Here is a 23,873-nt window from a genome sequence, read left to right on the forward strand (position 1 = left end):
ATAATGTTATAAAATGTAACATTATTTTTCTTTTTTCTCTAAAAAGAGCCGAATACGATCAATATCGTAATTTACGAGAATTGCGACAAAAACTCCCATGAAAGTTTCCGATACACGTGCAAATACGTACAAAATTGTTTCACCACTCGGAATCGATAGGGTAATGATTAACATAGCCGCTACACCACCAATAACCCCTGCTTTGTTATTCATGGCTACATTTGTCATAATGGTTAACATGGTACAAATCGGAACAACAACCAAGGTTACCCAAAAGGCTTCGTGGAAAAAGGTATTTAATAAGAAGAAGACTAGGGCATAGAGGCCACCGATACTATTTCCTAGAATACGCGAAGTCCCAAAATGGACACTCTTATCAAAACTCTCCCTCAAGCTAAAAACGGCTGTCAAAGCACCGATTTGAAGACCTTTCCAACCAAAAAAGCCAAAAATCAAGAGAACTAGAAAAACAGCAATACCTGTTTTAAAGGTTCGCATACCAAGTTTGAACTGGGATTTATCGAATTTGTATTTTTTAAAATAACTCATAATTTCAACTTTCTATTTCCATTTTATCATAAATCGGTGATTTTTATGAGTAATAGTTGAGAGGAAGCGTTTTTATTTTAAGCAAAAGAAAAGAGGAACTTTCATCCCTCTCTTCTTTGATTTATTTATAAAATCTTATTTTTCTGTCAAGGCTGCAAGTCCTGGAAGAACTTTACCTTCGAGAAGTTCCATTGAAGCACCTCCGCCCGTACTAATCCATGAGAACTTGTCTGCACGACCAAGGTTAATCGCTGCGGCAGCTGAGTCACCACCACCGATGATTGATTTAACTCCTGGTTGTTTCACGATAGCGTCCATCACACCGATTGTACCAGCTTGGAAGTCTGGGTTTTCAAATACACCCATAGGTCCGTTCCATACAACTGTTTTGGCACCAGTCAAAGCTTCGTCAAATTTAGCGATAGATTTTGGACCGATATCAAGACCAAGGAAGCCTTCAGAAACTGCTTCACCTTCAGTGTCACGCACTTCAGTGTAGCCAGTAAAGGCGTTAGCTTCTTTTGAGTCAACTGGCAAGATCAATTTACCGTTTGCTTTTTCAAGAAGAGCTTTCGCAACATCCAATTTGTCTTCTTCTACAAGTGAGTTACCGATTTCGATACCTTGTGCTTTGTAGAATGTGTAAGTCATACCACCACCGATAAGGACTTTATCAGCTTTTTCAAGCAAGTTTTCGATAACACCGATCTTGTCTGAAACTTTTGAACCACCAAGAATGGCTACGAATGGACGCTCTGGAGTTTCAACTGCTTCTTGGATGTAGGCAATTTCGTTTTCAAGAAGGAAACCAGCAACTGCTTTTTCAACGTTTGCTGAGATACCAACGTTAGATGCGTGTGCACGGTGAGCTGTACCGAATGCATCGTTTACGAAGATACCATCTCCAAGTGATGCCCAGTATTTACCAAGTTCAGGATCGTTTTTAGATTCTTTTTTGCCGTCAACATCTTCGTAACGAGTGTTTTCAACCAAAAGAACTTGTCCATCTTCAAGAGCGTTGATAGCTGCTTCCAATTCAGCACCACGAGTGACACCTGGGAACACAACATCTTGACCAAGTTTTGCTGCCAAGTCTGCTGCTACAGGAGCAAGTGATTTACCAGCTTTATCAGCTTCTTCTTTCACACGTCCAAGGTGAGAGAAAAGAATTGCACGTCCACCTTGTTCAATGATGTACTTAATAGTTGGAAGAGCTGCTGTGATACGGTTGTCGTTAGTGATTACGCCATCTTTCAATGGTACGTTGAAGTCAACACGAACGAGGACTTTTTTACCTTTCAAGTCAACGTCTTTAACAGTAAGTTTTGCCATGTTACAAAAACCCCTTTATTTATTTTATTCGAAACTATTATATCACACTTTGGAAATATAAGGAAAGATTTCACAAGATTTTTCGATATTTAATCTTCATGCCATGTTAGAGTGTATTATTTTTACTTTTTCTCACGAATTTTCTTTCTAAAATCTTAGCTTAACACTTGTTAGATTTACTTTTATCCTTTAAAATAGAATAGGAGAAATTCCGTTATTATTTTTCGGAGGAAAAAGAAATGTCCATTAATTGGCAGGAAATTTTATTTCACTTTTTAGGTGGTTTGGGACTATTCTTATATAGTATCAAGACCATGGGAGACGGTTTGCAACAAGCTGCTGGAGATCGCCTTCGTTTTTACATTGACAAGTACACTAGCAATCCCTTTTTAGGTGTTCTAGTCGGAATTGTCGTGACTGCCCTGATTCAGTCAAGTACAGGGGTTACAGTTATCACGGTTGGACTGGTCAGCGCTAGTCTTCTCACTCTTAGACAGGCTATCGGAATTATCATGGGAGCCAATATCGGAACCACCGTTACTTCCTTTATCATCGGTTTCAAGCTTGGCGAGTATGCTTTACCCCTGATTTTCCTTGGAACCATGTTCCTATTTTTTACAAAAAACAGAACAGCAAACAATATCGGACGCATCCTGTTTGGTGTAGGGGGAATCTTCTATGCTCTCAACCTCATCAGTGCCGGTATGAGCCCTCTTAAAGATTTACCACAATTCAAGGAATACATGGTGACCTTGGGACAAAATCCTGTGTTGGGAGTTTTTGCCGGTGCAGTGATTACCGTTCTTATCCAAGCTTCTTCTGCGACAATCGGGATTTTGCAAGGTCTCTATGCAGGTGGATTCCTTGACCTTAAAGGTTCGCTACCTGTTCTCTTCGGGGATAATATCGGGACAACCCTAACAGTTATCATCGCGGCAGCTGGAGCCAATGTCTCTGCGAAACGCGTTGCTGCAACCCACGTCACCTTTAACGTATTAGGAACTATCCTTTGCTTAATCTTATTAGGTCCATTTACTTCTATGATTGAGTACTTCCAGGCACTCCTTCACCTCTCACCTGAGATGACTATCGCCTTCTCTCACGGTGCCTTTAACGTAAGTAACACCATTGTACAATTTCCATTCATCGGAGCCTTGGCCTACTTTGTAACCAAGCTCATCCCTGGTGAAGATGAAGTTGTCAAGTACGAACCACTTTATCTTGATGAGCATTTGATTAAACAAGCTCCATCAATCGCTCTTGGAAATGCAAAGAAAGAACTCCTTCACTTGGGAAATTATGCTTCTAAAGCCTTTGACCTTTCATACAACTACATCATTGACCTTAATGAAAAGGTTGCTGAAAAAGGACACAAGACAGAGGAAGCCATCAATACCATTGATGAAAAATTGACTCGTTACCTGATTACTCTTTCAAGCGAGGCTCTTAGCCAGAAAGAAAGTGAAGTGCTCACCAACATCCTGGATTCATCCCGTGATTTGGAACGGATTGGGGACCACGCAGAAGCCCTAATCAATCTGACTGACTACCTTCAACGTAAAAATGTTGAGTTCTCTGAAGCTGCTTTGCAGGAATTGGCTGATATCTATCAAAAAACTACTGGCTTTATCAAGGATGCTCTTGACAGTGTGGAAAACAATGATATCGAAAAAGCGCAAAGCCTGATTGAACGCCATAAAGAAATCAACAATATGGAACGTGTTCTCAGAAAGACCCACATCAAACGCCTCAACAAGGGCGAGTGTTCAACGCAAGCTGGGGTCAACTTTATCGATATTGTTTCCCACTACACTCGTGTATCTGACCACGCTATGAATCTAGCTGAAAAGGTCATCGCTGAACAAATCTAAGAACCAAGAAGCTATCCTGAATGGAGTCCACTGAAAAAATAGGTCTCTTACTTTTAATGAAATGAAAACCGAGGAATCTCTCGTTAATTTGAGCGAGTTCCTCGGTTATTTTGTATTTATTAAGGTCATAATTCGTTTCATATTGACCACGAAGATGGTTGTGGCTGCCTGTAACTCCATGCTGAAAAGACCCGATGCTCTCGCGACATCAAAGCCATGTCTCTGTTTTAGTTCGGCATTCTTTGCTTCGATTTTATAGCGATGTCTGGCCATTTCTTTAAAATAAGGTGTTTCCTGAAATTTCTTCTGGAAAAGATGGTCGTCACTCTTAATGGCTATTGAATAAGTTTTAGACTTTGCCCCCTCCTTATAACATCCTTCCTTGGAAAGGCAACTCTTGCACTTCTCAATGTCAAAGTAATGAGTGACAACTTGATTCTTATTTTGATATTTTTTCCCTGTCCTTGCTTTGCGAACAGCCATGTGTCCTTCTGGACAGACAAATAGCCCTGCATCTTTATTAAATTCAAACGCATCCTCTTCTTTACGGTAACCTTTTGAAACTGAAGGGTTCAGTTTTGACACCAAATGAATCTTTTCTTTGCGAGCTAGTTGAATATTGTCCTTTCCTGAATAAGCCGCATCACCAATAATAGTCTCGATGTCCAGACTATTTTCCTTTGTTTTGGCATATAACTCAGGTAAATATTTCCCATCGCTTTGTTCACCAGAAGTGACCACACAAGCAGTAATAATCCGTTCATCCGTCATAGCGATATGACTTTTATATCCATAGAAAGAGCTGTCGGCTGTCTTATGTCCAAGCCTAGCCTCCTCCTTAACAGAAGCTTCCAAGTGTTCTAAGTCGTCCTCGACAGCCTCTTTTAGGTAATTGAACTTTTGAGACACAGCCGGTAGGGCTAAGAGTTCCTCGTGTTTTTCAACCACAGCCATTAATTCCTCTGTATAGGTCAACTCTGCTTCGAGGTTATCTTCCTGAGGTTTCTTTGGAAATTCTATTTTGATATCTTCTGAATGTTGATAAATTGTTTTACGTAAAGCTTTTGAACGCTCTCTAAGGATTTCTTGGGGTTTCTTATGATTATAATGAGATTTGGTGTGAGTGGCATCCACAATGAGGATTTTACTCTTAATCAAGTTATGTTCGAGTGCAATTTGAACAGACTTCTGAATCAATACATCAAGCAGTTTATCATCTTTAATTCTTAGCTTTCTAAATTTTGTCAAAGAGGATGGCTCGATAACAGAATCCTCAGGAGCTAGACCAAGAAAAAATTTAAAGGCCATATCTGACAAGGAACGTCCTACCACATCTACATCTGATAACTTATAAATATCTTTTAACAAGAGATATTTGAACATCATAATCGGTGAATAAGCTTTACGCCCAAAATCGGGACGATAATTCTTTTCTAGTTCATCATAAATAAAGCTAAAATCACAGAGTTCAGTTAGCTGACGTAAAAAGTGGGTTTTAGGAACCACGATATCATACAAACTAGAATAAGGACTGACATCCATAGTTAACTGATTATCAAGCATTATTTCACCTCATCTCTAGTATAACAAAAAAGCCATCAATTTAATGACTTTTTCAGTAGGCTCTCCTGAATGGGATGGCTTTTTCTTCTCCTCATCAAGAATTGCTTTTCTACCATATAGAAAAATGCTTTGATTCACAATGGAATCAAAGCATTTTAAAGAGTTCCCCATACATAAGGGCAGAAGCTGCGGTTCCTCTGTACTTGGCTTCTTCTCTTTTGATAAAGCGAGCCAAGTTGAGCAACTCAGGTGCCGGATGTCTAGGATTCTTGAGCAATTCACGATTGACCAGGCCTGAGAGACGGACTGCCAGCAATTGCTCATTTGTAGTAGGCAGTTTTTTAGCAGTCTCTAGGAGAGCAGCAACTAAATCTTCACTCAAATCATGTCGAGCATGATTGTAAAGATCTTTTACAAGGTTTTCTAGGTTTGGTTCTACCATCCCTACCACCTCCCTTATGGTTTAATAATTTTTAATCAAATCAACTGTTGAACGATCCAATTTTTTCACCAAGGCTTGCAAGAAAGCTTGCGCTTCTAAGAAGTCATCCATTGCATAGAGGGTTTGATGAGAATGGATATAACGAGCGCAAACACCGATTGTTGTAGATGGGACACCACCATTTTTCAGATGAGCTGCGCCAGCGTCTGTTCCGCCTTTACCACAGTAGTATTGATACTTGATTCCAGCTTCTTCAGCCGTTGTCAGAAGGAAATCCTTCATACCTGGGAGAAGCAAGTGACCTGGGTCGTAGAAACGAATCAAGGTTCCATCCCCAATCTTGCCTTGACCGCCATAAACATCACCAGCAGGTGAGCAGTCAACTGCTAGGAAAACTTCTGGGTCAAACTTAGTTGTGGAAGTATGAGCACCACGAAGACCAACTTCTTCTTGGACGTTCGAGCCAAGATAGAGTTCATTTCCGAGTTTTTGACCTGAAAGAGCTTCCGCCAACTCGCTCACCATAAGAACTCCGTAACGGTTGTCCCAAGCTTTTGAGATGATATTTTTTTCATTAGCTGTCAAGATTGCAGAACTATCTGGGACAATGGTGTCACCAGGACGGATTCCAAAGCTTTCTGCCTCAGCCTTATCCGCAAAACCGCCATCAAAGACGATATCTGCAATGGCAGGCATGGTTGGTCCGCCCTTACCACGAGTCAAATGTGGCGGAACAGAGCCTGAAATCACAGGAATTTCACGACCGTCACGAGTCAAGAGTTTAAAGCGCTGGCTACTAACCACCATAGGATTCCAACCACCGATTTCTACGACACGAAAAGTACCATCTGGCTTGATTTCGCTGACCATAAAACCAACTTCATCCATATGAGAAGCGACCAAGACGCGCGGTGCATCCACAGCTTCTGAATGCTTGATACCAAAAATACCACCCAAGCCATCTGTCACCACTTCATCCACGTGCGGTGTCAACTTTTCACGAAGATAAGCACGAACAGGTGCTTCATGACCTGAGATCGCAGCAAGTTCTGTTACTTCTTTGATTTTTGAAAATAATGTTGTCATTTCAGTTCCTTCTTTCTTTCATCCATTTTACCACTTTTTATAGGAGAAGGATAGCGGGAAGGTGGATTTCTAAATTAGTATCTTAGTCCTGCTCTATCTTAGAAAAAGCTTGTATTTTCTTGCATGTGAGGTGAAATCTAAGAACTATTCCAAAACCAACCAAACTATTAATTCCCAAACAAAAAAACAATTCAATGCTATATCCGTTCAATTTTTTCATGAAATTTGCAGAAAATAGTTGACTTCGCCTTCTTATTTCTTTAAAATAGTACAAAACTAGAAAAAGGAAAAAATCATGACCAAAACAATTCTTGTTACAGGTGGAGCTGGCTACATTGGCTCCCATACCGTTAAAGCTCTTTTAAATGCTGGCTATCAGGTACATGTTCTAGATAATCTCTCTACAGGAAATCGTTCAGCTGTAGATAGTCGTGCTAGCTTTAAACAACTAGGTGTTTATGATTCTAGTGCCCTAAAAGCTTACTTAGAAGAAAATCAGATTGATGCTGTTCTTCATTGTGCAGGTGAAATTGTTGTGAGCGAAAGCATTGAAAACCCAAGCAAATACTTCACTGCCAATGTTGCTGGTATGAACCAAGTTCTCAAAGTCTTATCTGAAGTTGGCATTCAAAAAATCATGTTCTCTTCGACTGCTTCCCTCTATGGTAATAACTGTATTGACAAGCCGGCAACTGAAGATACCCTGCTCGACCCTGTCAACCCTTATGCAGAAACAAAACTGATGGGTGAACGAATGATTTACTGGATGGCCAATCGCTACGATTGGAAATATGTCATTTTCCGTTACTTTAATGTTGCTGGGGCTGAAATGGATGCTTCAAACGGTCTGCGCGTGAAAAATCCAACTCATATCATTCCAAATATCAACAAGACCGCATTGGGACAAAATGATAGCCTGAAAATATTTGGAGATGACTACGATACACGTGATGGTTCATGTATTCGAGATTACATTCATGTCTTGGATCTTGCACAGGCTCATGTTAAAGGAATGAACTACCTATTTCAAGAAGACAGTTCTTCTCAAATCTTTAACTTAGGAACTGAAAAAGGCTATACCGTCAAAGAAATCTTTAAAACTGCTGAAGAATTACTGAATCAAAAAATACCACACGAAATTGTTGCTCGCCGTGCTGGTGACCCAGCTAGCGTCCTAGCAGACGCATCAAAAGCTAAAAAATATCTTGATTGGAAGGCTAGCTACTCCCTCGAAGATATTATTTTATCAGATTATCGTTGGCGTGTTAAAGAAGGCAAAAACATTTTGGAATAGGATAACAAAGGAGAAAGCCTTGGCGCTCTCTCCTTGTTTTATTCATTAAATTGTCAGAAAATTTATTGACAGATTAAAGAAATCGTGTTACAGTAATATCCGCGGGTATCTTTCGATACCAAATCTATTTGAAAGGATGGGGTATGAAACTTTCTCATTATTTAATTGGCTTACTTCTACTCCTAGTCTTTCTCTCTATTAGCATTGGGACCAGTGATTTTTCATGGGGAAAGCTCTTTGCTTTCGACCAGCAGACCTGGCTTCTCTTTCAAGAGTCCCGTCTCCCAAGAACTATCAGCATTCTCCTGACTGCCTCTAGTATGAGCATGGCAGGACTGCTCATGCAGACTATCACTCAAAATCAGTTTGCTGCTCCGAGTACAGTTGGAACGACTGAAGCCGCCAAACTGGGAATGGTATTGAGCCTCTTTGTCTTTCCGTCGGCTAGTCTGACCCAAAAGATGCTCTTCGCTTTTGTTTCATCCATCGTATTCACCCTCTTCTTCCTAGCCTTTATGACCATTTTTACTGTAAAGGAAAGGTGGATGTTGCCTCTGATTGGGATCATCTATAGCGGAATTATCGGTTCTGTGACAGAAGTTATCGCCTATCGTTTCAATCTGGTTCAGAGTATGACTGCCTGGACCCAGGGCTCCTTCTCCATGATTCAGACCCATCAGTATGAATGGCTTTTCTTAGGCCTCATTATTCTGATAGCCGTTTGGAAATTATCCCAAACTTTTACCATCATGAATCTGGGCAAGGAAACCAGTGAGAGTCTGGGGATTTCCTACTCCCTACTTGAAAAATTGGCCCTCTTTCTGGTGGCGCTAACGACTAGTGTCACCATGATTACCGTGGGTGGCTTGCCATTTCTCGGAGTCATCGTTCCCAATCTTGTCCGCAAGCGCTATGGAGATAATCTAAGTCAGACCAAACTCATGGTCGCACTGGTCGGTGCTAATCTAGTTCTGGCCTGCGATATCCTATCCCGAGTTCTGATTCGGCCCTATGAGCTGTCTGTCAGTCTTCTACTAGGAATCATTGGTAGCCTCGTCTTTATCCTACTTCTATGGAGAGGGGGACGAAAAGATGCAGTTTAAAAGCAAACATACCAAGCTCTTCTGGCTTCTTATTATTCTTGCCGTCGGAGCTTGTCTTCTCTACTTTTGGCCCATCACTCACTTGTCAGCCTTTGCTTGGAAGCTACGTTCCCAAAAGATCATCGTTTATCTCTTGGTAGCTATCGCGACTGGGATTTCGACCATTAGTTTTCAAACCCTGACGGAAAATCGCTTCCTGACACCTAGTATTTTAGGAATCGAATCCTTCTACGTCCTACTGCAAACCCTACTACTGATTTTTGAAAGCAAGTTTCTTCAACTTGGCAAGTCCCCTATCTTAGAATTCCTAGTTTTGCTTCTGCTTCAATCCCTCTTCTTTCTTGCCTTGCAAGGCTACTTGAAGACACTGATAAAACACGACCTGGTCTTCATCCTGCTAATCTGTCTAGCACTCGGAAGTCTCTTTCGAAATATCAGTACCTTCCTTCAGGTCCTGATGGATCCAAACGAATACGATAAACTGCAGAACAGTCTCTTTGCCTCCTTTCAACATCTCAACACTTCCATCCTAGCCATCGGTTCTCTAATCATCCTCGCTTTGACCATCTTTTTCTTTCGAAAAGCAGTTATTCTGGATGTCTTGCACCTGCAAAGAGCAACGGCTCAAATATTGGGGCTCGATGTGGAAAAAGAACAGAGAGAACTCCTCTGGGGTATCGTGCTTTTGACCTCAACTGCCACTGCCTTGGTAGGACCTATGGCCTTCTTCGGCTTTATGCTGGCTAACCTCACCTACCTGATTGTCAAAGACTATCAGCACAAGATACTCTTTATCGTAGCCATTCTGATCGGATTTATCAGTTTGACCTTGGGACAAGCCCTGATTGAACGAGTCTTTGCACTGGAAATTCGAATCAGCATGATCATTGAGAGTGTTGGGGGGCTCTTATTCTTTATCTTACTATACAGGAGGGCGCGTCAGTGAAACTGGAAAACATTGACAAATCCATTCAAAAACAGGATATTTTGCAAGGCATTTCGCTTGAGGTCAGTCCTCAGAAACTGACAGCCTTCATTGGTCCAAATGGTGCTGGAAAATCAACTCTCCTCTCCATCATGAGCAGACTGACCAAGAAAGATCAGGGAATTCTCAGTATCAAAGGTCGTGAAATCGAGAGTTGGAATTCACAAGAACTGGCTCAAGAACTGACTATCCTAAAGCAGAAAATCAATTACCAAGCCAAATTGACTGTTGAAGAACTGGTCAGTTTTGGACGTTTTCCTTACAGTAGAGGTCGACTGAGACCAGAAGATTGGGAAAAAATCCGAGAAACCCTGACCTATCTAGAACTGACCAACTTAAAAGACCGTTACATCGATAGCCTGTCTGGAGGCCAGCTCCAACGGGTCTTTATCGCTATGGTACTGGCCCAGGATACAGACTTTATCTTGCTAGACGAACCACTCAACAATCTCGATATCAAGCAAAGCGTCAGCATGATGCAGATTCTCAAGCGACTGGTGGAAGAACTCGGAAAGACCATTATCATCGTCCTCCACGATATCAACATGGCCAGTCAGTATGCAGATGAAATTGTCGCCTTCAAGGACGGTCAAGTCTTTAGCAAGGGAAGAACAGATCAAATCATGCAGGCTGACCTACTCAGTCAACTCTATGAGATTCCCATCACGCTGGCTGATGTCAATGGCAAAAAGATCTGTATCTATAGCTAGCTATTCTGAACTCATGTTAGAAAACCCTCTGTCTCTTAGCTAACAAGCCTATCTAAGAGCCCCCTACATCGTTATCACATTTTAAAAAGGAGAAATCATGAAAACATCCCTTAAACTTTACCTCACTGCTCTAATAGCCAGTTTCTTGCTCCTACTTGGTGCATGTAGTACAAACACAAACTCAAGCACTAGTAAGTCGGAAACAAGCAGCTCTGCTCCAACAGAAGTGATCATTAAAAGCTCACTGGACGAAGTCAAACTTTCAAAAGCTCCTGAAAAAATTGTTACCTTTGACCTCGGTACTGCGGATACTATTCGCGCTTTAGGCTTTGAAAAGAATATCGTGGGAATGCCTACAAAAACAGTACCAACCTATCTCAAAGACCTAGCTGGAAAAGTTAAAAATGTTGGTTCTATGGTTGAGCCAGACCTAGAAGCCATTGCTGCTCTTGAACCAGATTTGATTATCGCTTCACCACGTACCCAAAAATTCGTAGATAAATTCAAAGAAATTGCTCCGACTGTTCTCTTCCAAGCAAGCAAGGACGACTACTGGACTTCTACCAAGGCTAATATCGAATCCTTAGCAAGTGCCTTCGGCGAAACTGGTACACATAAAGCCAAGGAAGAATTGGCCAAGCTAGACAAGAGCATCCAAGAAGTCGCTACTAAAAATGAAAGCTCTGACAAAAAAGCCCTCGCCATCCTCCTTAATGAAGGAAAAATGGCTGCCTTTGGTGCCCAATCTCGTTTCTCTTTCTTGTACCAAACCTTGAAATTCAAGCCAACTGATACTCAATTTGAAGATTCTCGCCACGGACAAGAAGTCAGCTTTGAAAGTGTCAAAGAAATCAATCCTGATATCCTCTTTGTTATCAACCGTACCCTTGCCATCGGTGGGGACAACTCAAGCAACGATGGCGTCCTAGAAAATGCCCTCATCGCTGAAACTCCTGCCGCTAAAAATGACAAGATTATCCAACTAACACCAGACCTCTGGTATCTAAGTGGAGGCGGACTTGAATCAACAAAACTCATGATTGAAGACGCACAAAAAGGCTTGAAATAAGCAACTTCAAACTCATACTCTTCGAAAATCAAATTCAAACCACGTCAACGTCGCCTTGCCGTACTCAAGTACAGCCTGCGGCTAGTTTCCTAGTTTGCTCTTTGATTTTCATTGAGTATCAACTAACATCTTTACATGATAAAACGCATCCTATCAGTACACTCAAACCTGATAGGATGCGTTTTTATCATTTTATTAAAATCTTTTGCCCAACCTCATTTTTCTTCTTGATTCCGTTTAAGGGAAAAATGGTCTGGGACGGGGTCCTTACCTGTTTTCGACCAGGGATGGCAACGTAAAATCCGAGCCAAGCCCATCAAAACACCCTTGAAGCCATGTTTTTCAATAGCCTGAATCATATAGTTGGAACAAGTCGGCTCAAAGCGACAAGAGGGGGGAAAGGCTGGCGAGATAAACCGTTGGTAAAAGCGCACAGGCGCTATTAAGATTCGTTTCATTATTTCTTGGTTACAGCCATGGTGTGTAGTTGGCTGATTTCTTTTTTATTAAGACGGCGGGATTCTCCTGGACGGAGTCCTGTCAAGTCTAGATGTCCGAAACGGGTCCGTGACAACTTATCTACTTGGAGACCGACAGCTTCAAACATCTTTTTAACCTGGTGGTTACGCCCTTCATGGATAGTCAACTGCACCACAGAGCGGTTTTTGACTGGGTCCACTTTGAGAATCTCATAGACAGCCGGCTTGGTTTTCTTACCATCAATCTCAAGTCCACGGGTCAAGGGGCGGAGATTATCCTTATTGGCCACGCCTTTAACACGCGCGACATAAACCTTGTCAATCTCATTACGAGGGTGAATCATCTCATCCGTAAAATCCCCGTCATTGGTCAAAATCAAGACTCCTGATGTATCCCAGTCCAAACGACCTACAGGGTAGATGCGCTCTTTCACATTGGGTAAGAGATCGACAACCGTCTTGCGGCCCTTGTCATCTGTCACACTGGAAATCACACCGCGTGGTTTGTTAAGCAGATAGTAGACCTTTTCTTCGTTGTAGATGGGTTGGCCTTCTACTTCGACCTTGTCACCTGACTTGATGGTCGTTGCTAGTTCACGTACCACTTGGCCGTTAACCGTCACCAAGCCTTGCTTGATCAGCTCTTCTGCTTTTCTCCTACTGGCCACACCTGCGTGGGCAATATACTTATTGATTCTCATCTTCTTCTATCCTTTCACCAAATAATTGGCTTTCTTGGGCTTGAATCTCAAGCTCATCAATCACTGGTAATTCTTCCAAATGGTTAATTCCCATGTAATCTAGGAAATAATCTGTAGTCACATAGAGGTTGGGGCGACCCAACACTTCTTTTTTCCCATCTTCTCGTATCAAGTCAAAGGCCTGCAACTTTGCCAAGGCTCCACTTGAGTTGACCCCACGGATGGCATCAATTTCTATCCGTGTGATGGGTTGTTTGTAGGCAATGATGGACAAGGTCTCAAGGGCAGCCCGAGACAAGCTCTGGTTGATAGGCGCCTTTGCATATTCTTTCAAAACCGCTGCAAATTGAGGCTTGGTCACCAATCTATAAGCGCCCCCTGTCTCAATCAGGGCCAAACTGGAATCTGGGGCCTTTTCATACTTCTGGGCTAATTTTTCTAAACTCTGTTGGATGCCTGTCGGTGGCAGAGAGAGGAGTTCAGCTAACTGGCGGACCCTAATCCCATCTTCACCCGCTACAAACAAGAGCGCTTCTATTTTTGCTACAGTACTCATCTTTCCTCTCTATCAAGTCTAGCTTTGGGCCACTTGACTTTCTTCCTTCTTTTCTATGAGATAAATATCTCCGAAACTTTCCTCTTGCACGAGGATCAGCTCCTGGGTTTTAATTAACTCTAGGGTTGCCAAAAAGAGGGTGATGACCTCTTGGACATTCTGGGCTTCCTTAAACAAATCCTGCAAGCGCAATTGATCTCGTCCAGTCAAGGACTCTTTCACGATAACCATCATGTCCTCAATCTTATACTCATCCCGCAAGATAGTCGTGTGATTTTGTGCAAACTCCTCTTTTTTCTTGGATAGGATATTTGAAAAAGCCAAAAAGAGGTCAATGGTCGTCTTGTCATGCACAAGCTCCGCATCTTCGTAAATCAACTCTGTCGGTGCTTTAGAATAATACCGGGCCCGATCTTGGTGCTTGGCTTCCAAATGCTCACCCAAGAGCTTGAACTTGCGGTATTCTTCGATTTGAGAGAGAAGATCCTGCTCTAGGTCATCCTCCAAGTCTGTCACTTCTTCCACCTTCGGAAGAAGCTTGCGGCTCTTGATCAGCATGAGCTGACTGGCCATGACCATGTACTCGCCCGTCACTTCCAGACGCATGGCCTGCAGGGTTGAGACATAGGCTAGATACTGCTCGATGACTTCCGTGATGGGCACATCATAGATATCCATCTGGTACTTAGAAACCAGGTGCAAAAGCAAGTCCAAGGGCCCTTCAAAATCTTTTAATTTAATATCCATTATCTATATTTTTCTAAGGTCAGGACTGTTTTTAATCCTAATTTTTTTGCAATTTCGTACAAATCGACCTTGTTTTCTATTTGTCTTAGAATGAACTGTTCCCGCAAGGCCTGGGCTGATAAGGTTGGGAACCCTTTCTCCTTGACAAAGGATTCTAGCTGACGAAAGGCCCACTGACGAGAATAGGCTTTCCCTCCCCTTTCAAAGAGATAGGTCTGGCCCATCAAGGGTTCCAATTCTGAAAGTAAGGTCGTAGGAATGGTGACAATTCTCTGTTGGGAAGCCTTCTTGATTCGCAACACCTGAAAGTCCAGATTGATGTCCGCAACCTTGAGAGCTAAAATCTCACTCGGCAAGAGCCCCATTTCCAAGATAAGTAGAGCCAGTAAACGCCCCTCTGGATAATTACTTTCCTGCCAAAAAGAGTCTAGGTTTAACAGTTCTGGTTTTGCGGTCTTCTTTTCAGCTTGTTTGGCTAATTCCAAACGATAAAAGCTATCCACTTCTCCTTTTTGATAGAGAAAGTAGAGAAATTGGTTACAGGCCGAAATCTTTCGCTTCTGAGCGCTGATTTTTAGACTGGCTAGTTGGGCTTGATAAATCTTGAGACTGGTCTCAGAAATCCGCTCGCCCACAATGTCTAAAAATTGCTCCAAATCATACTTATAGGACTGCTTGGAATTGGCAGACAGACCCTGCTTTTCCTCTAAAAAGGCTGAAATCCTGTCTCTCATTTGCATCGAATCTCAAATTCCTTACTAAAGTCATGCAAGAGGGCATTGACTGCCTTGAGGATAGACTTGCGCGTGATAATTCCTTGGAAAATACCAGACGCATCCACAACCGGCAAGAAGGACTCATCCACCAATTTGTGCAAGACCTCTGTAATGGTAAAATCTGGAGAGACGACCGCTACGTCCGTTCTCGTCATATGAACAATATCCGTATCTGCCATGATTTCTTGACTCAAATCATGCTCCATCTGATAAGCCATAATATCTCTGAGCCCAATCGTCCCAACAAACTGTTTTTCATCTGTTACAACAGGAACACGGGTATAGGTCATCTGACTGAGCAAGAGGGTTGCATGATCCGCATTGTGAGTATCAATCAACACGGCTAGATTTTCAGCAGGGGTCAAAAAAGTTTCCTCTTGCCCCAACAAGAAAGTCTCAAACTCCTTGGCAATCATCGGCTAAACTCCTTGGACAAGCCTGGATACACCTCATGGGCTCGTGTCAAAAAGTCGACTTTGAAGTAACTGTCATCAATCTCCACACGAGCATAGAGACATTCTCTGGTGGTCCCACGTGGTTGACTGATAGAACCTGGATTTAGAAAAAGAGTCTTTCCTTCCATCCAAGCGCTTGGCACATGCAAGTGACCATAGAGACAGATATCGGCCTCTTCTTCCTGAGCCCAGTAGTCCAACTTTTGAAAGTTGAAATTGATGTCAAACAAGTGACCATGGGTTTGGATAATCTTGGTCGAACCAAGCTCAGTCACCAAACGTTCTGGGTAGCCGGCGTAGAAGTCCATGTTCCCTTTAACTACACGGATGCCTTCCCAAAGTGGAGAATCAGGACGCAGTTCAGAATCGCCGTTATGAAAAACGGCGTCAACTTTGCCCACATAGCGATCACGGATTTCTTCTACAATCAAGCTATCGCCATGAGAATCACTCATTACAATGATGGTTTGCTTTGCCATGATGGAAATACCTCCAAAAGTTTCTTAACGGCTAAGGCACGGTGAGATTGACTATTTTTTTCTTCAAGGGTTAATTCAGCTGATGACTTGCCTGTTTCTCCTACAAGGAAAAGAGGGTCATAGCCAAAACCATTTTCACCCTTAGGTTCAAAGTTAATGTAGCCTGGCCAGTCTGCTTCAACAACCAAACTTTCCTTGTTTGGACTTGCTACAACTAGGGTCGTGTGGAATTGAGCAGAGCGATCCTTGAGTTCAAAGACCATGGCCAATTCGTGCAAGAGTTTGGCATTGTTTTCACGGTCAGTAGCTCCTACTCCTGCGAAACGAGCTGACCAGACACCTGGCAAGCCACCAAGGACATCGACTTTGAGACCTGAGTCATCTGCCAAAACCATCTTGCCCGTTAATTGAGAAATAGTTTCTGCCTTGAGGCGGGCATTTTCTTCGAAGGTCATGCCTGTTTCTGCTACTTCAGGTAAGTCAGGATAGTCATTAAGATTTTCCACATCGTAGCCTAGCTTGTCAAAGATAGCTCGGAATTCCTTGGTCTTGCCCTCGTTACGAGTCGCAATCAATAAGGTTTCTCTGACCTTGTTTGTCTCAAAGAATGCTTCTACATCAACACCTTCTTTAGGCAATTCTACATGCAGGAGTTGCCCATTTTCAACTAAGAGAAAAGCCCCCTGACGTTGGATGACTTCCACATTTCGTCCCATTTCTTGGTTGAGGATATCTACCACAAAAGACAATAAACGGTAGAGAGAACCATAGCGTAAAACAGTAACAGAAACAGGAAAACCTCGATCCTTATCTCGAAATCTTTGAGCAAACTCCAATAGAGGAAAATCCAAGTCATCATCCGTCAACGTCCGGACGCCACCAAAAATACCATAAGACCCGACATACCAGTCCTGGTCATCCTTATATTCATAAATTTTATTTGTCATAATTCTACATGCTCCACATGAATCTCTTTTTCCAGCCATTCTTCACCAATTTGTGCAAAACTTTGGCTGCTGGCTGTTGTGTAAAAACGGTGATGGAGTGGTCCGGCATCGCGACCACGATTGATTTCAAAATAATTAAGTAAGACTGAGATATCCCGTACGCACTCTGCCCCACTATCGATAAGTTTGACATCCGGTCCCATAACATTTTGAATAATGGGTCTGAGAAGCGGATAATGAGTACAGCCCAAAATCAGGCTATCCACCTTTCCAACCAAGGGACGCAGGGTTTCATAGACCACTTTCTTGGTGACACTGGTTGACAGGGCACCCGACTCGACCAAAGGGGCAAACTTGGGACAGGCCAAACTCTCCACCTGTAAGTCCGGATCCAAATCATGAATTTTCTGACGGTAGATGTCTGATTGTACCGTCATGGGCGTTCCAATCACTCCGATTTTCCCACCTTGACTGGACTTGATAGCTGCCGAAGCTCCTGGCAAAATCACACCTAGGACGGGAATGTCTAGTTGAGCCTTGATTTCTTCCCAGACGACCGCAGTCGCAGTATTACAAGCAATGACAATCATTTTGACATCCTTGGTCAAAAGAAAGTTGACCAACTGCCAAGTATATTCACGAATTTGCTCAGCAGGACGGGGACCATAGGGCGCCCGTGCCGAATCTCCAATATAGACGATTTCTTCATAGGGAAGCTGGCGCATGAGCTCGCGCACAACGGTCAAGCCCCCGACACCCGAATCCAAAAAACCAATTGGTCGATTATCCATACAGTCTTCTTTCTAGTCTTTTTCTGATTGATAGTTCATTATGATTATTGATCCTTATGAACTGAATAATGACAGCCTAATCAACAACTATCTCTCTTAATCATAATCAAATATCAATAGAATGCAAGGAAAAGTCTCATCCCTAAACCATAGCAACATAGTGAGAAGTCTGGAACTTTCATCCCAGACTTTTCCTTATTTATTTTTTCTTTTTATTGTTAGCAAGGGCTGCCTTTTGTTGGCGGATGATTTGGTGGTAAACTTGTTGTACCTTAGCTTCGCTTGGTTTTTGACCATTTGCACTCAAAAGAGTACGAACTGCTTCAGCATTCAAACGTGGGTTGTCAGCGAATTCTTTTTCAATTTGCTTACGAACCAAGTACATTCCTCCAAGAGCTCCTCCTAGAAAAGCTAGCACAATCAATACAATTGCTAATAGTAAATCCATCATTTTTCTCCTGTTTCTTTTTGAGTCTCTTTCATTATACCACAAACTAGCCACCCTGACCAGTTTGTTTTACGCTTTCAGGGATGGAATAGACAGCAAAAAGAACCCTGCTTTTCTGAGAAAGAGGGCTCCTTACTGAGTTTATACTCACTGAAAATCAAAGAGCAAACTAGGAAGCTAGCCGCAGGCTGCTCAAAACACTGTTTTGAGGTTGCAAATAGAGCTGACACGGTTTGAAGAGATTTTCGAAGAGTATTAATTTCATATTTCTACTTATCCATTTGTACTAATAAAAGACTGAGACACTAGATCTCAGCCTTTTTCTTTATCCCAAAACTAATTCATCACTGACTAGACTTTGGCCACTATTTTTCTGGAAGAGATGCATGAGATCTTCAACTGTCAGATGCTTTTTCTCCTCTCCCTTGACATCTACCACTATCTTGCCTTGATAGAGCATAATGAGACGATTTCCGTACTCAATAGCATGGTTCATATCGTGGGTAATCATCAAAGTCGTCAACTGATGGTGTTCCACAATCTTTTGCGTCAAATCCATCACCATTTGACTAGTTTTCGGGTCAAGTGCCGCAGTATGTTCATCCAAAAGCAAAAGTTTGGGTTTCACCAGAGCTGCCATGACTAGAGTCAAGGCCTGTCTTTGTCCTCCTGAGAGATATTGAGTATCTACTTTTAAGCGGTTTTCAAGGCCAATATTCAACTCCTTCAAGGCCTCTTGGAACTGGATTCTATCCTTCTCCTTCACGCCCCAACCAAGCCCTCTCTTCTGCCCGCGTCTCAAGGCAATAGCCATATTCTCCTCAATCGTCAAACGAGAAGCTGTTCCCATCTTAGGATCTTGAAAAACACGGGCGATATCCTTGGCTCTCTTTCTTACACTCAGATTTTTAATGGATTTTCCTGCCAATAAAAGGTCCCCTTCATCCACCGATAGATTGCCAGCCAAGATATTCATCAAAGTGGATTTCCCTGCTCCATTTCCACCAATCACAGAGATAAAATCTCCCTCTTCAACCTCTAAATCTAATCCTTTGAGAACATGGTTCTCATTGACTGTCCCTGCTTCAAATGTTTTGTGAATATTTTCAAGTGTTAACAAACTTGCCATAACTTTCTCCTCCTATTCATTTCTCAATTTCAGACCACGAATCTTTAATCTCTTTTGCAATTCTGGTGCAAATAGAACCAAGGCTAACAAGATTGCATTAAAGAGACGAACTAGATTTTGATCTAGATTTGGAATTTCATAGATATTTAAAATAATCAAACGGTAAACAATAGCACCAATTCCGATGGATAACAGGCGACCTCCAATGGTCAAGTCGTGTATCAAGACTTCCGCAATAATCACTGCACTCAAACCAACAACGATGGTTCCTGTCCCAGAAGTTACATCTGAAAATCCATCATTTTGGGCAAACAAGGAACCACATAAGGCAATCAAGCCGTTTGAAATCATGTAACCAACAATCTTCATGGTGTCTACATTGACCCCATTTGCCTCACTCATCGGAATATTGTCCCCAGTCGAACGCAAGACCAAGCCAATCTCTGTTTTCATCAAAAGAGTCAAGACCAAACAAACAAGTAAGAGACAGGCCAAACTGAATGAGAAAACAGCTTCTTCAGTTGTCAGCCCTAAGCTCGCCAACTGTTTAAAGACAGTCGAAGAATCTCCCAAGGAAAGATTGGGCACACTTCCCATGATTTTAATATTGATTGAATAAAGCCCTGTCAAGGTCACAATACCTGTCAAGAGAGCTGGAATTTTCATCTTGGTGTGGAGCATTCCTGATACTAGACCTGCTACCATACCTGCCAGCAAAGCCAATAAGGTCGCAATCCAAGGATTTGTCCCTGCCTGTATCTGTGATACAACGACAGCCGCCCCCAGTGGAAAAGCTCCTTCAGCAGTCATATCCGCAATATCCAAAATACGGAAAGTCAAGTAGACCCCAATCGCCATAATCGACCACAATAAACCTTCTGATAAACTAGATAATACAAAATTCATCTCAAACCTCCTTATTCCTTGCCTTCTAACTTACTAATATCAATTCCCAATGCGTCTGCCATTTCTTGATTGGTATGCAATTCCAGTTTTTCAGGCAACTCAACTGCTATATTTTCTGGCTTCTCACCTTTTAAGACACGAACCAGCATTCTTGCTGTCTGTCTTCCCAATTCTTCATAATTGGTTCCGTAGTTATACAAGCCACCAACCGCAATCATTTCTGTTGAACCACCGAATACTGGAACCTTGTGTTTAATAGAAACCTGCTTGACTGTTTCCATGGTTGACGAAATGATATTGTCCGTTGGTACAAAAACCATATCAACCTCTGCCATCAAGCTCTCTGCTGCGGCCTTGACGTTATTACTGTCCAAGATTGTTTTTTCAACAACAGTAAATCCTTTTTCTTCTAGAAGTCGCTTTGCTTCATCCTTTTGGACAACCGAATTTGGCTCGCTCTGAGTATAGAGAATTCCGATTGTTTTAGCCTTTGGTAGAACTTTCTTTATCAAATTGATTTGGGTTGAAATGGCATCTGATGACTGGTCACTTGTCCCAGTTACATTGCCCCCAGGATGCTCTCTTGACTCAACCAACTTGGCGCTGACAGGATCTGTTACCGCTGAAAAGATAACCGGTGTCGTTTGTGTTGTATTGGCCAAACTCTGAGCAGAAGGCGTTGCGATGGCTAGAACGACATCACTAGATTCTGCTAGTTGCTGGGAAATGGTTTTTAGATTTCGTTGTTCTCCCTGTGCATTTTGCAAATCAATCTCAATATTTTCCCCTTCAACATAGCCTTGTTTGGCCAGCTCATCCACAAACCCTTCTCTAGTAGCGTCTAGGGACTGGTGAGTAATAAACTGGGAAATACCGATACGAAACACATCTTTTTTCTTATCTGCCTTCAACTGATGCAAGCTGATCAGAGAGATCAAGAGGATCCCCACTACCAAGAGGGGTGCTAATAATTTTCGAACAACTTTCATAATGAAACTCCTTCTCAGAAAAGATAAAACAAAAAACCGCCTAGATACTATCTAAACGGATGCTTGAAATAATCTAACAAGTTATAACTTTGCTAGTCCATTTAGATATTCATCTATATGGACCACAATCAAAAATCTTAGCCACATAGATACAAACAAATTGCTTGAACTGTTTGCATCCATGGTGACATGTCTACAAACACTATCTAAAGTAGCTAAAGTAAAAGTTTTGAGTCATCGTTACAGCTTGTCTCTTATTCATTTCTTTTTCTGCTTTCTTTTTTGATGTTTCCTATCTTACCACCTTTTTCATCACCTGTCAAGAATATTTCAGAATTTTTTAAAATTTTTCGAAAATTCTTTCATAATTCTTTCAAAGATTTTTTCAAATCAGTCCAACAAAAAAAGGTTTATAATTCCCATAAAAATTGATATGGAAATTATAAAACCATTATTAGTTTAACCCTTGTTGGTAACGCGCTAATTCGGCTTGGTTAGCCCAAACATAGTGACCTGGACGGATTTCTACCATAGATGGCTTATCAGTCTCATAGTCGTGTTGACTTGGGTCGTAAACCTTCAAGACCTTCTTACGTTCCAAGATTGGATCTGGGATTGGTACCGCTGAAAGCAAGGCTTGAGTATATGGATGAATTGGATTGTTAAACAATTCTTCTGTTTCTGCAACCTCTACAATAACACCCTTGTAAATAACTGCGATACGATCTGAAATAAAGCGAACGACAGACAAGTCATGGGCGATGAAGAGATAGGTCAAACCAAGTTCTTTTTGGAATTTTTTGAGCAAGTTCAAGACTTGAGCACGCACAGAAACGTCCAAGGCTGAAATGGGCTCATCCGCAATAACAAAGTCTGGTTGCATGACCAAGGCACGGGCAATACCGATACGTTGACGTTGACCACCTGAGAATTCATGAGGGTAACGAGTCAAGTGCTCAGCAAGAAGCCCCACTTCACGGATAATATTTTTAACTTTCTCTTTACGTTCTTCTTCATCCTTGAACAGATGATGATTGTAAAGACCTTCAGAAATAATATAATCAACAGTCGCACGTTCATTCAAACTTGCGGCAGGATCTTGAAAAATCATCTGGATACGACGAATCAATTCTGCAGCTTGTTCACGCGATTTCTTACCATTAATCTTTTGACCATCAAAAATGATATCCCCATTACTTGTATCATTAAGACCGATGATGGCACGACCAATAGTTGTTTTCCCACTACCTGACTCACCTACAAGCGAGAAAGTTTCTCCCTTGTTGATAAAGAAGTTAGCATTTTTAACTGCGACAAACTTCTTACTTCCTTCACCGAAGGAAATTTCTAAATCTTTGATTTCTACTAATTTTTCAGACATTTCCTTCCTCCTAGTCAGCCAGATGGGCAAATCCCATTTTTTCACGAATCTTATCATGGAGATTTGCAATCACAGCTGGTTTTTCTACTTTTGGAGCATCCTCATGAAGTAGCCAAGTTTTAGCCCAATGTGTCTCTGATACTGAGAATTGAGGAGCTTTTTGTTCGAAGTCAATCTGCATTGCATAGTCTGAACGCAAGGCAAAGGCATCCCCTTTCAGGTCAGTATAAAGTGACGGAGGTGTTCCTGGGATTGAGTAAAGATCCCCTTTATCATCAGCAAGCTGAGGCAAGCTAGACAAGAGACTCCATGTATATGGATGGCGAGGATCATAGAAGACTTCCTCAACAGTTCCATATTCAACGATTTCTCCTGCATACATAACCGCTACCTTATCCGCAATACTTGCTACCACACCAAGGTCGTGGGTGATAAAGATTGTTGTGAAATGATACTCGTTTTGTAAAGATTTTAGCAAATCAATGATTTGTGCTTGGATAGTCACATCCAAGGCAGTCGTTGGCTCATCACAGATCAAGACATCAGGTCGGCAGGCAAGGGCAATCGCAATAACGATACGTTGACGCATTCCCCCAGAATATTGGAACGGGTATTCATCAAAACGTCTATCTGCATCTGGAATCCCAACCTTATTCATGTAGTCAATGGCCAATTCTTTCGCTTCTTTAGCTGTTTTTCCTTGGTGTTTTACAATAACTTCTGTAATCTGACTACCAATTGTTTTAATTGGGTCCAAACTAGTCATTGGATCTTGGAAGATCGTCGCAATCTTAGCACCACGAATTTGTTCCCAATCCTTGTGAGAAGACAAGGCTGTCAAATCCTGACCACGGTAGTCAATACTACCTTGGGCAATGCGACCATTTTCTTCAAGCATACCTGTGAAAGTCTTTGTCAAAACAGATTTTCCTGATCCTGACTCACCTACCAAGGCTAATACTTCTCCTTCAACTAGTTCAAGGGAAACGCCGCGAATGGCTGTCAATACTTTGTCACGAACGTCAAATTCCACGACAATATCGCGAGCAGTCAAAATTACATTTTTTTCTTTTGTCATTTCTACT

General features: G+C 42.0%; 26 protein-coding genes. 6 read left to right on the forward strand and 20 right to left on the reverse strand.

The genetic code is table 11. The features are described 5' to 3' along the window. Positions 1-21: 21 nt before the first annotated feature. A complete protein-coding gene (locus ACN076_RS09875; RefSeq protein ID WP_000119915.1) occupies positions 22-549 on the reverse strand; it encodes an FUSC family protein in 528 nt (175 codons plus the stop codon). Between the two features lie 135 nt (positions 550-684). Continuing rightward, positions 685-1,881: a phosphoglycerate kinase gene (locus tag ACN076_RS09880; protein ID WP_061631140.1), complete on the reverse strand. Its 1,197-nt coding sequence runs from the start codon at positions 1,879-1,881 to the stop codon at positions 685-687. A 239-nt stretch (positions 1,882-2,120) separates the two neighbouring features. On the opposite strand from ACN076_RS09880, the gene ACN076_RS09885 reads away from it, so the two are divergent. After that, complete coding sequence (locus tag ACN076_RS09885; RefSeq protein ID WP_033676213.1) at positions 2,121-3,752, forward strand: Na/Pi cotransporter family protein; 1,632 nt, start codon at positions 2,121-2,123, stop codon at positions 3,750-3,752. 105 nt (positions 3,753-3,857) lie between these two features. On the opposite strand, the gene ACN076_RS09890 is transcribed toward ACN076_RS09885, so the two are convergent. From ACN076_RS09890 to pepA, 3 genes are all read right to left on the reverse strand, one after another. Next, positions 3,858-5,315 (reverse strand): IS1182 family transposase, encoded by a 1,458-nt coding sequence (locus ACN076_RS09890; protein ID WP_101786106.1) that lies wholly within the window; start codon positions 5,313-5,315, stop codon positions 3,858-3,860. Positions 5,316-5,460: 145 nt separating this feature from the next. After that, positions 5,461-5,757 (reverse strand): bacteriocin immunity protein, encoded by a 297-nt coding sequence (locus ACN076_RS09895; RefSeq protein ID WP_261058193.1) that lies wholly within the window; start codon positions 5,755-5,757, stop codon positions 5,461-5,463. 21 nt (positions 5,758-5,778) lie between these two features. After that, positions 5,779-6,843, reverse strand: a complete 1,065-nt coding sequence (gene pepA, locus ACN076_RS09900) for a glutamyl aminopeptidase (protein ID WP_138337954.1) — start codon at positions 6,841-6,843, stop codon at positions 5,779-5,781. 295 nt (positions 6,844-7,138) lie between these two features. On the opposite strand from pepA, the gene galE reads away from it, so the two are divergent. The 5 genes from galE to ACN076_RS09925 all read left to right on the forward strand — a co-directional run bounded on the left by galE (position 7,139) and on the right by ACN076_RS09925 (position 12,004). Continuing rightward, complete coding sequence (galE, locus tag ACN076_RS09905) at positions 7,139-8,137, forward strand: UDP-glucose 4-epimerase GalE (protein WP_420789918.1); 999 nt, start codon at positions 7,139-7,141, stop codon at positions 8,135-8,137. A 143-nt stretch (positions 8,138-8,280) separates the two neighbouring features. Then, complete coding sequence (locus tag ACN076_RS09910) at positions 8,281-9,240, forward strand: ABC transporter permease (protein WP_194250473.1); 960 nt, start codon at positions 8,281-8,283, stop codon at positions 9,238-9,240. After that, a complete protein-coding gene (locus ACN076_RS09915) occupies positions 9,230-10,186 on the forward strand; it encodes an iron chelate uptake ABC transporter family permease subunit (protein ID WP_261127903.1) in 957 nt (318 codons plus the stop codon). Before ACN076_RS09910 ends, ACN076_RS09915 begins: the two co-directional genes overlap by 11 nt. Beyond that, positions 10,183-10,935, forward strand: coding sequence for an ABC transporter ATP-binding protein (locus tag ACN076_RS09920; RefSeq protein WP_261127904.1), 753 nt, complete (start codon positions 10,183-10,185; stop codon positions 10,933-10,935). Before ACN076_RS09915 ends, ACN076_RS09920 begins: the two co-directional genes overlap by 4 nt. A gap of 97 nt (positions 10,936-11,032) precedes the next feature. Continuing rightward, on the forward strand, positions 11,033-12,004 hold the full coding sequence (locus tag ACN076_RS09925; RefSeq protein ID WP_420789919.1) for a siderophore ABC transporter substrate-binding protein: 972 nt from the start codon (positions 11,033-11,035) through the stop codon (positions 12,002-12,004). Between the two features lie 215 nt (positions 12,005-12,219). Here ACN076_RS09925 and yidD read toward each other — a convergent pair whose 3' ends face one another. From yidD to ACN076_RS10000, 15 genes are all read right to left on the reverse strand, one after another. Next, positions 12,220-12,462, reverse strand: a complete 243-nt coding sequence (gene yidD / locus ACN076_RS09930) for a membrane protein insertion efficiency factor YidD (RefSeq protein WP_000821624.1) — start codon at positions 12,460-12,462, stop codon at positions 12,220-12,222. Continuing rightward, positions 12,462-13,184 (reverse strand): pseudouridine synthase, encoded by a 723-nt coding sequence (locus ACN076_RS09935; protein WP_001222228.1) that lies wholly within the window; start codon positions 13,182-13,184, stop codon positions 12,462-12,464. The genes yidD and ACN076_RS09935 overlap by 1 nt, the downstream gene beginning before the upstream one ends. Continuing rightward, complete coding sequence (scpB, locus tag ACN076_RS09940) at positions 13,171-13,740, reverse strand: SMC-Scp complex subunit ScpB (protein ID WP_261058184.1); 570 nt, start codon at positions 13,738-13,740, stop codon at positions 13,171-13,173. Before scpB ends, ACN076_RS09935 begins: the two co-directional genes overlap by 14 nt. Before the next feature lie 18 nt (positions 13,741-13,758). Further along, positions 13,759-14,487, reverse strand: a complete 729-nt coding sequence (locus tag ACN076_RS09945) for a segregation/condensation protein A (RefSeq protein WP_420789920.1) — start codon at positions 14,485-14,487, stop codon at positions 13,759-13,761. Then, a complete protein-coding gene (gene xerD / locus ACN076_RS09950) occupies positions 14,487-15,221 on the reverse strand; it encodes a site-specific tyrosine recombinase XerD (protein ID WP_314725882.1) in 735 nt (244 codons plus the stop codon). Before xerD ends, ACN076_RS09945 begins: the two co-directional genes overlap by 1 nt. Further along, a complete protein-coding gene (gene cbpB / locus ACN076_RS09955; RefSeq protein ID WP_261058179.1) occupies positions 15,218-15,679 on the reverse strand; it encodes a cyclic-di-AMP-binding protein CbpB in 462 nt (153 codons plus the stop codon). The genes xerD and cbpB overlap by 4 nt, the downstream gene beginning before the upstream one ends. Continuing rightward, entirely contained in the window at positions 15,676-16,197 is a 522-nt protein-coding gene (locus ACN076_RS09960; protein ID WP_261058176.1) for a metallophosphoesterase, read from the reverse strand. The genes cbpB and ACN076_RS09960 overlap by 4 nt, the downstream gene beginning before the upstream one ends. Next, positions 16,173-17,183 carry a nucleoside-triphosphate diphosphatase gene (locus ACN076_RS09965; RefSeq protein ID WP_420789921.1) on the reverse strand — a complete coding sequence of 337 codons (1,011 nt, stop codon included), beginning with the start codon at positions 17,181-17,183 and terminating at the stop codon, positions 16,173-16,175. Before ACN076_RS09965 ends, ACN076_RS09960 begins: the two co-directional genes overlap by 25 nt. Continuing rightward, a complete protein-coding gene (racE, locus tag ACN076_RS09970) occupies positions 17,141-17,935 on the reverse strand; it encodes a glutamate racemase (protein ID WP_420789922.1) in 795 nt (264 codons plus the stop codon). The genes ACN076_RS09965 and racE overlap by 43 nt, the downstream gene beginning before the upstream one ends. A 199-nt stretch (positions 17,936-18,134) precedes the next feature. Next, positions 18,135-18,383: a YneF family protein gene (locus ACN076_RS09975; protein WP_000364990.1), complete on the reverse strand. Its 249-nt coding sequence runs from the start codon at positions 18,381-18,383 to the stop codon at positions 18,135-18,137. 325 nt (positions 18,384-18,708) lie between these two features. After that, complete coding sequence (locus ACN076_RS09980) at positions 18,709-19,512, reverse strand: ABC transporter ATP-binding protein (protein ID WP_000157661.1); 804 nt, start codon at positions 19,510-19,512, stop codon at positions 18,709-18,711. 12 nt (positions 19,513-19,524) lie between these two features. After that, positions 19,525-20,418, reverse strand: a complete 894-nt coding sequence (locus tag ACN076_RS09985; protein WP_001012086.1) for an ABC transporter permease — start codon at positions 20,416-20,418, stop codon at positions 19,525-19,527. An 11-nt stretch (positions 20,419-20,429) separates the two neighbouring features. Then, positions 20,430-21,407 (reverse strand): ABC transporter substrate binding protein, encoded by a 978-nt coding sequence (locus tag ACN076_RS09990; RefSeq protein WP_420789923.1) that lies wholly within the window; start codon positions 21,405-21,407, stop codon positions 20,430-20,432. Positions 21,408-21,861: 454 nt separating this feature from the next. After that, a complete protein-coding gene (locus ACN076_RS09995) occupies positions 21,862-22,788 on the reverse strand; it encodes an ATP-binding cassette domain-containing protein (RefSeq protein ID WP_001291284.1) in 927 nt (308 codons plus the stop codon). A 10-nt stretch (positions 22,789-22,798) separates the two neighbouring features. Then, the gene (locus ACN076_RS10000) at positions 22,799-23,866 is read right to left on the reverse strand and encodes an ABC transporter ATP-binding protein (RefSeq protein ID WP_000159550.1); all 1,068 of its coding nucleotides are present in this window, start codon (positions 23,864-23,866) and stop codon (positions 22,799-22,801) included. Between the last annotated feature and the right edge of the window lie 7 nt (positions 23,867-23,873).

The sequence above is a fragment of the Streptococcus sp. K0074 genome (assembly GCF_048843365.1).
GTDB lineage: Bacteria > Bacillota > Bacilli > Lactobacillales > Streptococcaceae > Streptococcus > Streptococcus mitis_BM.

Excerpts from the sequence above, each read along its gene's own strand:
- ACN076_RS09875 (WP_000119915.1), bottom strand. The coding sequence starts at position 549 with ATGAGTTATTTTAAAAAATACAAATTCGATAAATCCCAGTTCAAACTT.
- ACN076_RS09880 (WP_061631140.1), bottom strand. The coding sequence starts at position 1,881 with ATGGCAAAACTTACTGTTAAAGACGTTGACTTGAAAGGTAAAAAAGTC.
- ACN076_RS09885 (WP_033676213.1), top strand. The coding sequence starts at position 2,121 with ATGTCCATTAATTGGCAGGAAATTTTATTTCACTTTTTAGGTGGTTTG.
- ACN076_RS09890 (WP_101786106.1), bottom strand. The coding sequence starts at position 5,315 with ATGCTTGATAATCAGTTAACTATGGATGTCAGTCCTTATTCTAGTTTG.
- ACN076_RS09895 (WP_261058193.1), bottom strand. The coding sequence starts at position 5,757 with ATGGTAGAACCAAACCTAGAAAACCTTGTAAAAGATCTTTACAATCAT.
- pepA (WP_138337954.1), bottom strand. The coding sequence starts at position 6,843 with ATGACAACATTATTTTCAAAAATCAAAGAAGTAACAGAACTTGCTGCG.
- galE (WP_420789918.1), top strand. The coding sequence starts at position 7,139 with ATGACCAAAACAATTCTTGTTACAGGTGGAGCTGGCTACATTGGCTCC.
- ACN076_RS09910 (WP_194250473.1), top strand. The coding sequence starts at position 8,281 with ATGAAACTTTCTCATTATTTAATTGGCTTACTTCTACTCCTAGTCTTT.
- ACN076_RS09915 (WP_261127903.1), top strand. The coding sequence starts at position 9,230 with ATGCAGTTTAAAAGCAAACATACCAAGCTCTTCTGGCTTCTTATTATT.
- ACN076_RS09925 (WP_420789919.1), top strand. The coding sequence starts at position 11,033 with ATGAAAACATCCCTTAAACTTTACCTCACTGCTCTAATAGCCAGTTTC.
- yidD (WP_000821624.1), bottom strand. The coding sequence starts at position 12,462 with ATGAAACGAATCTTAATAGCGCCTGTGCGCTTTTACCAACGGTTTATC.
- ACN076_RS09935 (WP_001222228.1), bottom strand. The coding sequence starts at position 13,184 with ATGAGAATCAATAAGTATATTGCCCACGCAGGTGTGGCCAGTAGGAGA.
- scpB (WP_261058184.1), bottom strand. The coding sequence starts at position 13,740 with ATGAGTACTGTAGCAAAAATAGAAGCGCTCTTGTTTGTAGCGGGTGAA.
- ACN076_RS09945 (WP_420789920.1), bottom strand. The coding sequence starts at position 14,487 with ATGGATATTAAATTAAAAGATTTTGAAGGGCCCTTGGACTTGCTTTTG.
- xerD (WP_314725882.1), bottom strand. The coding sequence starts at position 15,221 with ATGAGAGACAGGATTTCAGCCTTTTTAGAGGAAAAGCAGGGTCTGTCT.
- cbpB (WP_261058179.1), bottom strand. The coding sequence starts at position 15,679 with ATGATTGCCAAGGAGTTTGAGACTTTCTTGTTGGGGCAAGAGGAAACT.
- ACN076_RS09960 (WP_261058176.1), bottom strand. The coding sequence starts at position 16,197 with ATGGCAAAGCAAACCATCATTGTAATGAGTGATTCTCATGGCGATAGC.
- ACN076_RS09965 (WP_420789921.1), bottom strand. The coding sequence starts at position 17,183 with ATGGCTGGAAAAAGAGATTCATGTGGAGCATGTAGAATTATGACAAAT.
- racE (WP_420789922.1), bottom strand. The coding sequence starts at position 17,935 with ATGGATAATCGACCAATTGGTTTTTTGGATTCGGGTGTCGGGGGCTTG.
- ACN076_RS09975 (WP_000364990.1), bottom strand. The coding sequence starts at position 18,383 with ATGGATTTACTATTAGCAATTGTATTGATTGTGCTAGCTTTTCTAGGA.
- ACN076_RS09980 (WP_000157661.1), bottom strand. The coding sequence starts at position 19,512 with ATGGCAAGTTTGTTAACACTTGAAAATATTCACAAAACATTTGAAGCA.
- ACN076_RS09985 (WP_001012086.1), bottom strand. The coding sequence starts at position 20,418 with ATGAATTTTGTATTATCTAGTTTATCAGAAGGTTTATTGTGGTCGATT.
- ACN076_RS09990 (WP_420789923.1), bottom strand. The coding sequence starts at position 21,407 with ATGAAAGTTGTTCGAAAATTATTAGCACCCCTCTTGGTAGTGGGGATC.
- ACN076_RS09995 (WP_001291284.1), bottom strand. The coding sequence starts at position 22,788 with ATGTCTGAAAAATTAGTAGAAATCAAAGATTTAGAAATTTCCTTCGGT.
- ACN076_RS10000 (WP_000159550.1), bottom strand. The coding sequence starts at position 23,866 with ATGACAAAAGAAAAAAATGTAATTTTGACTGCTCGCGATATTGTCGTG.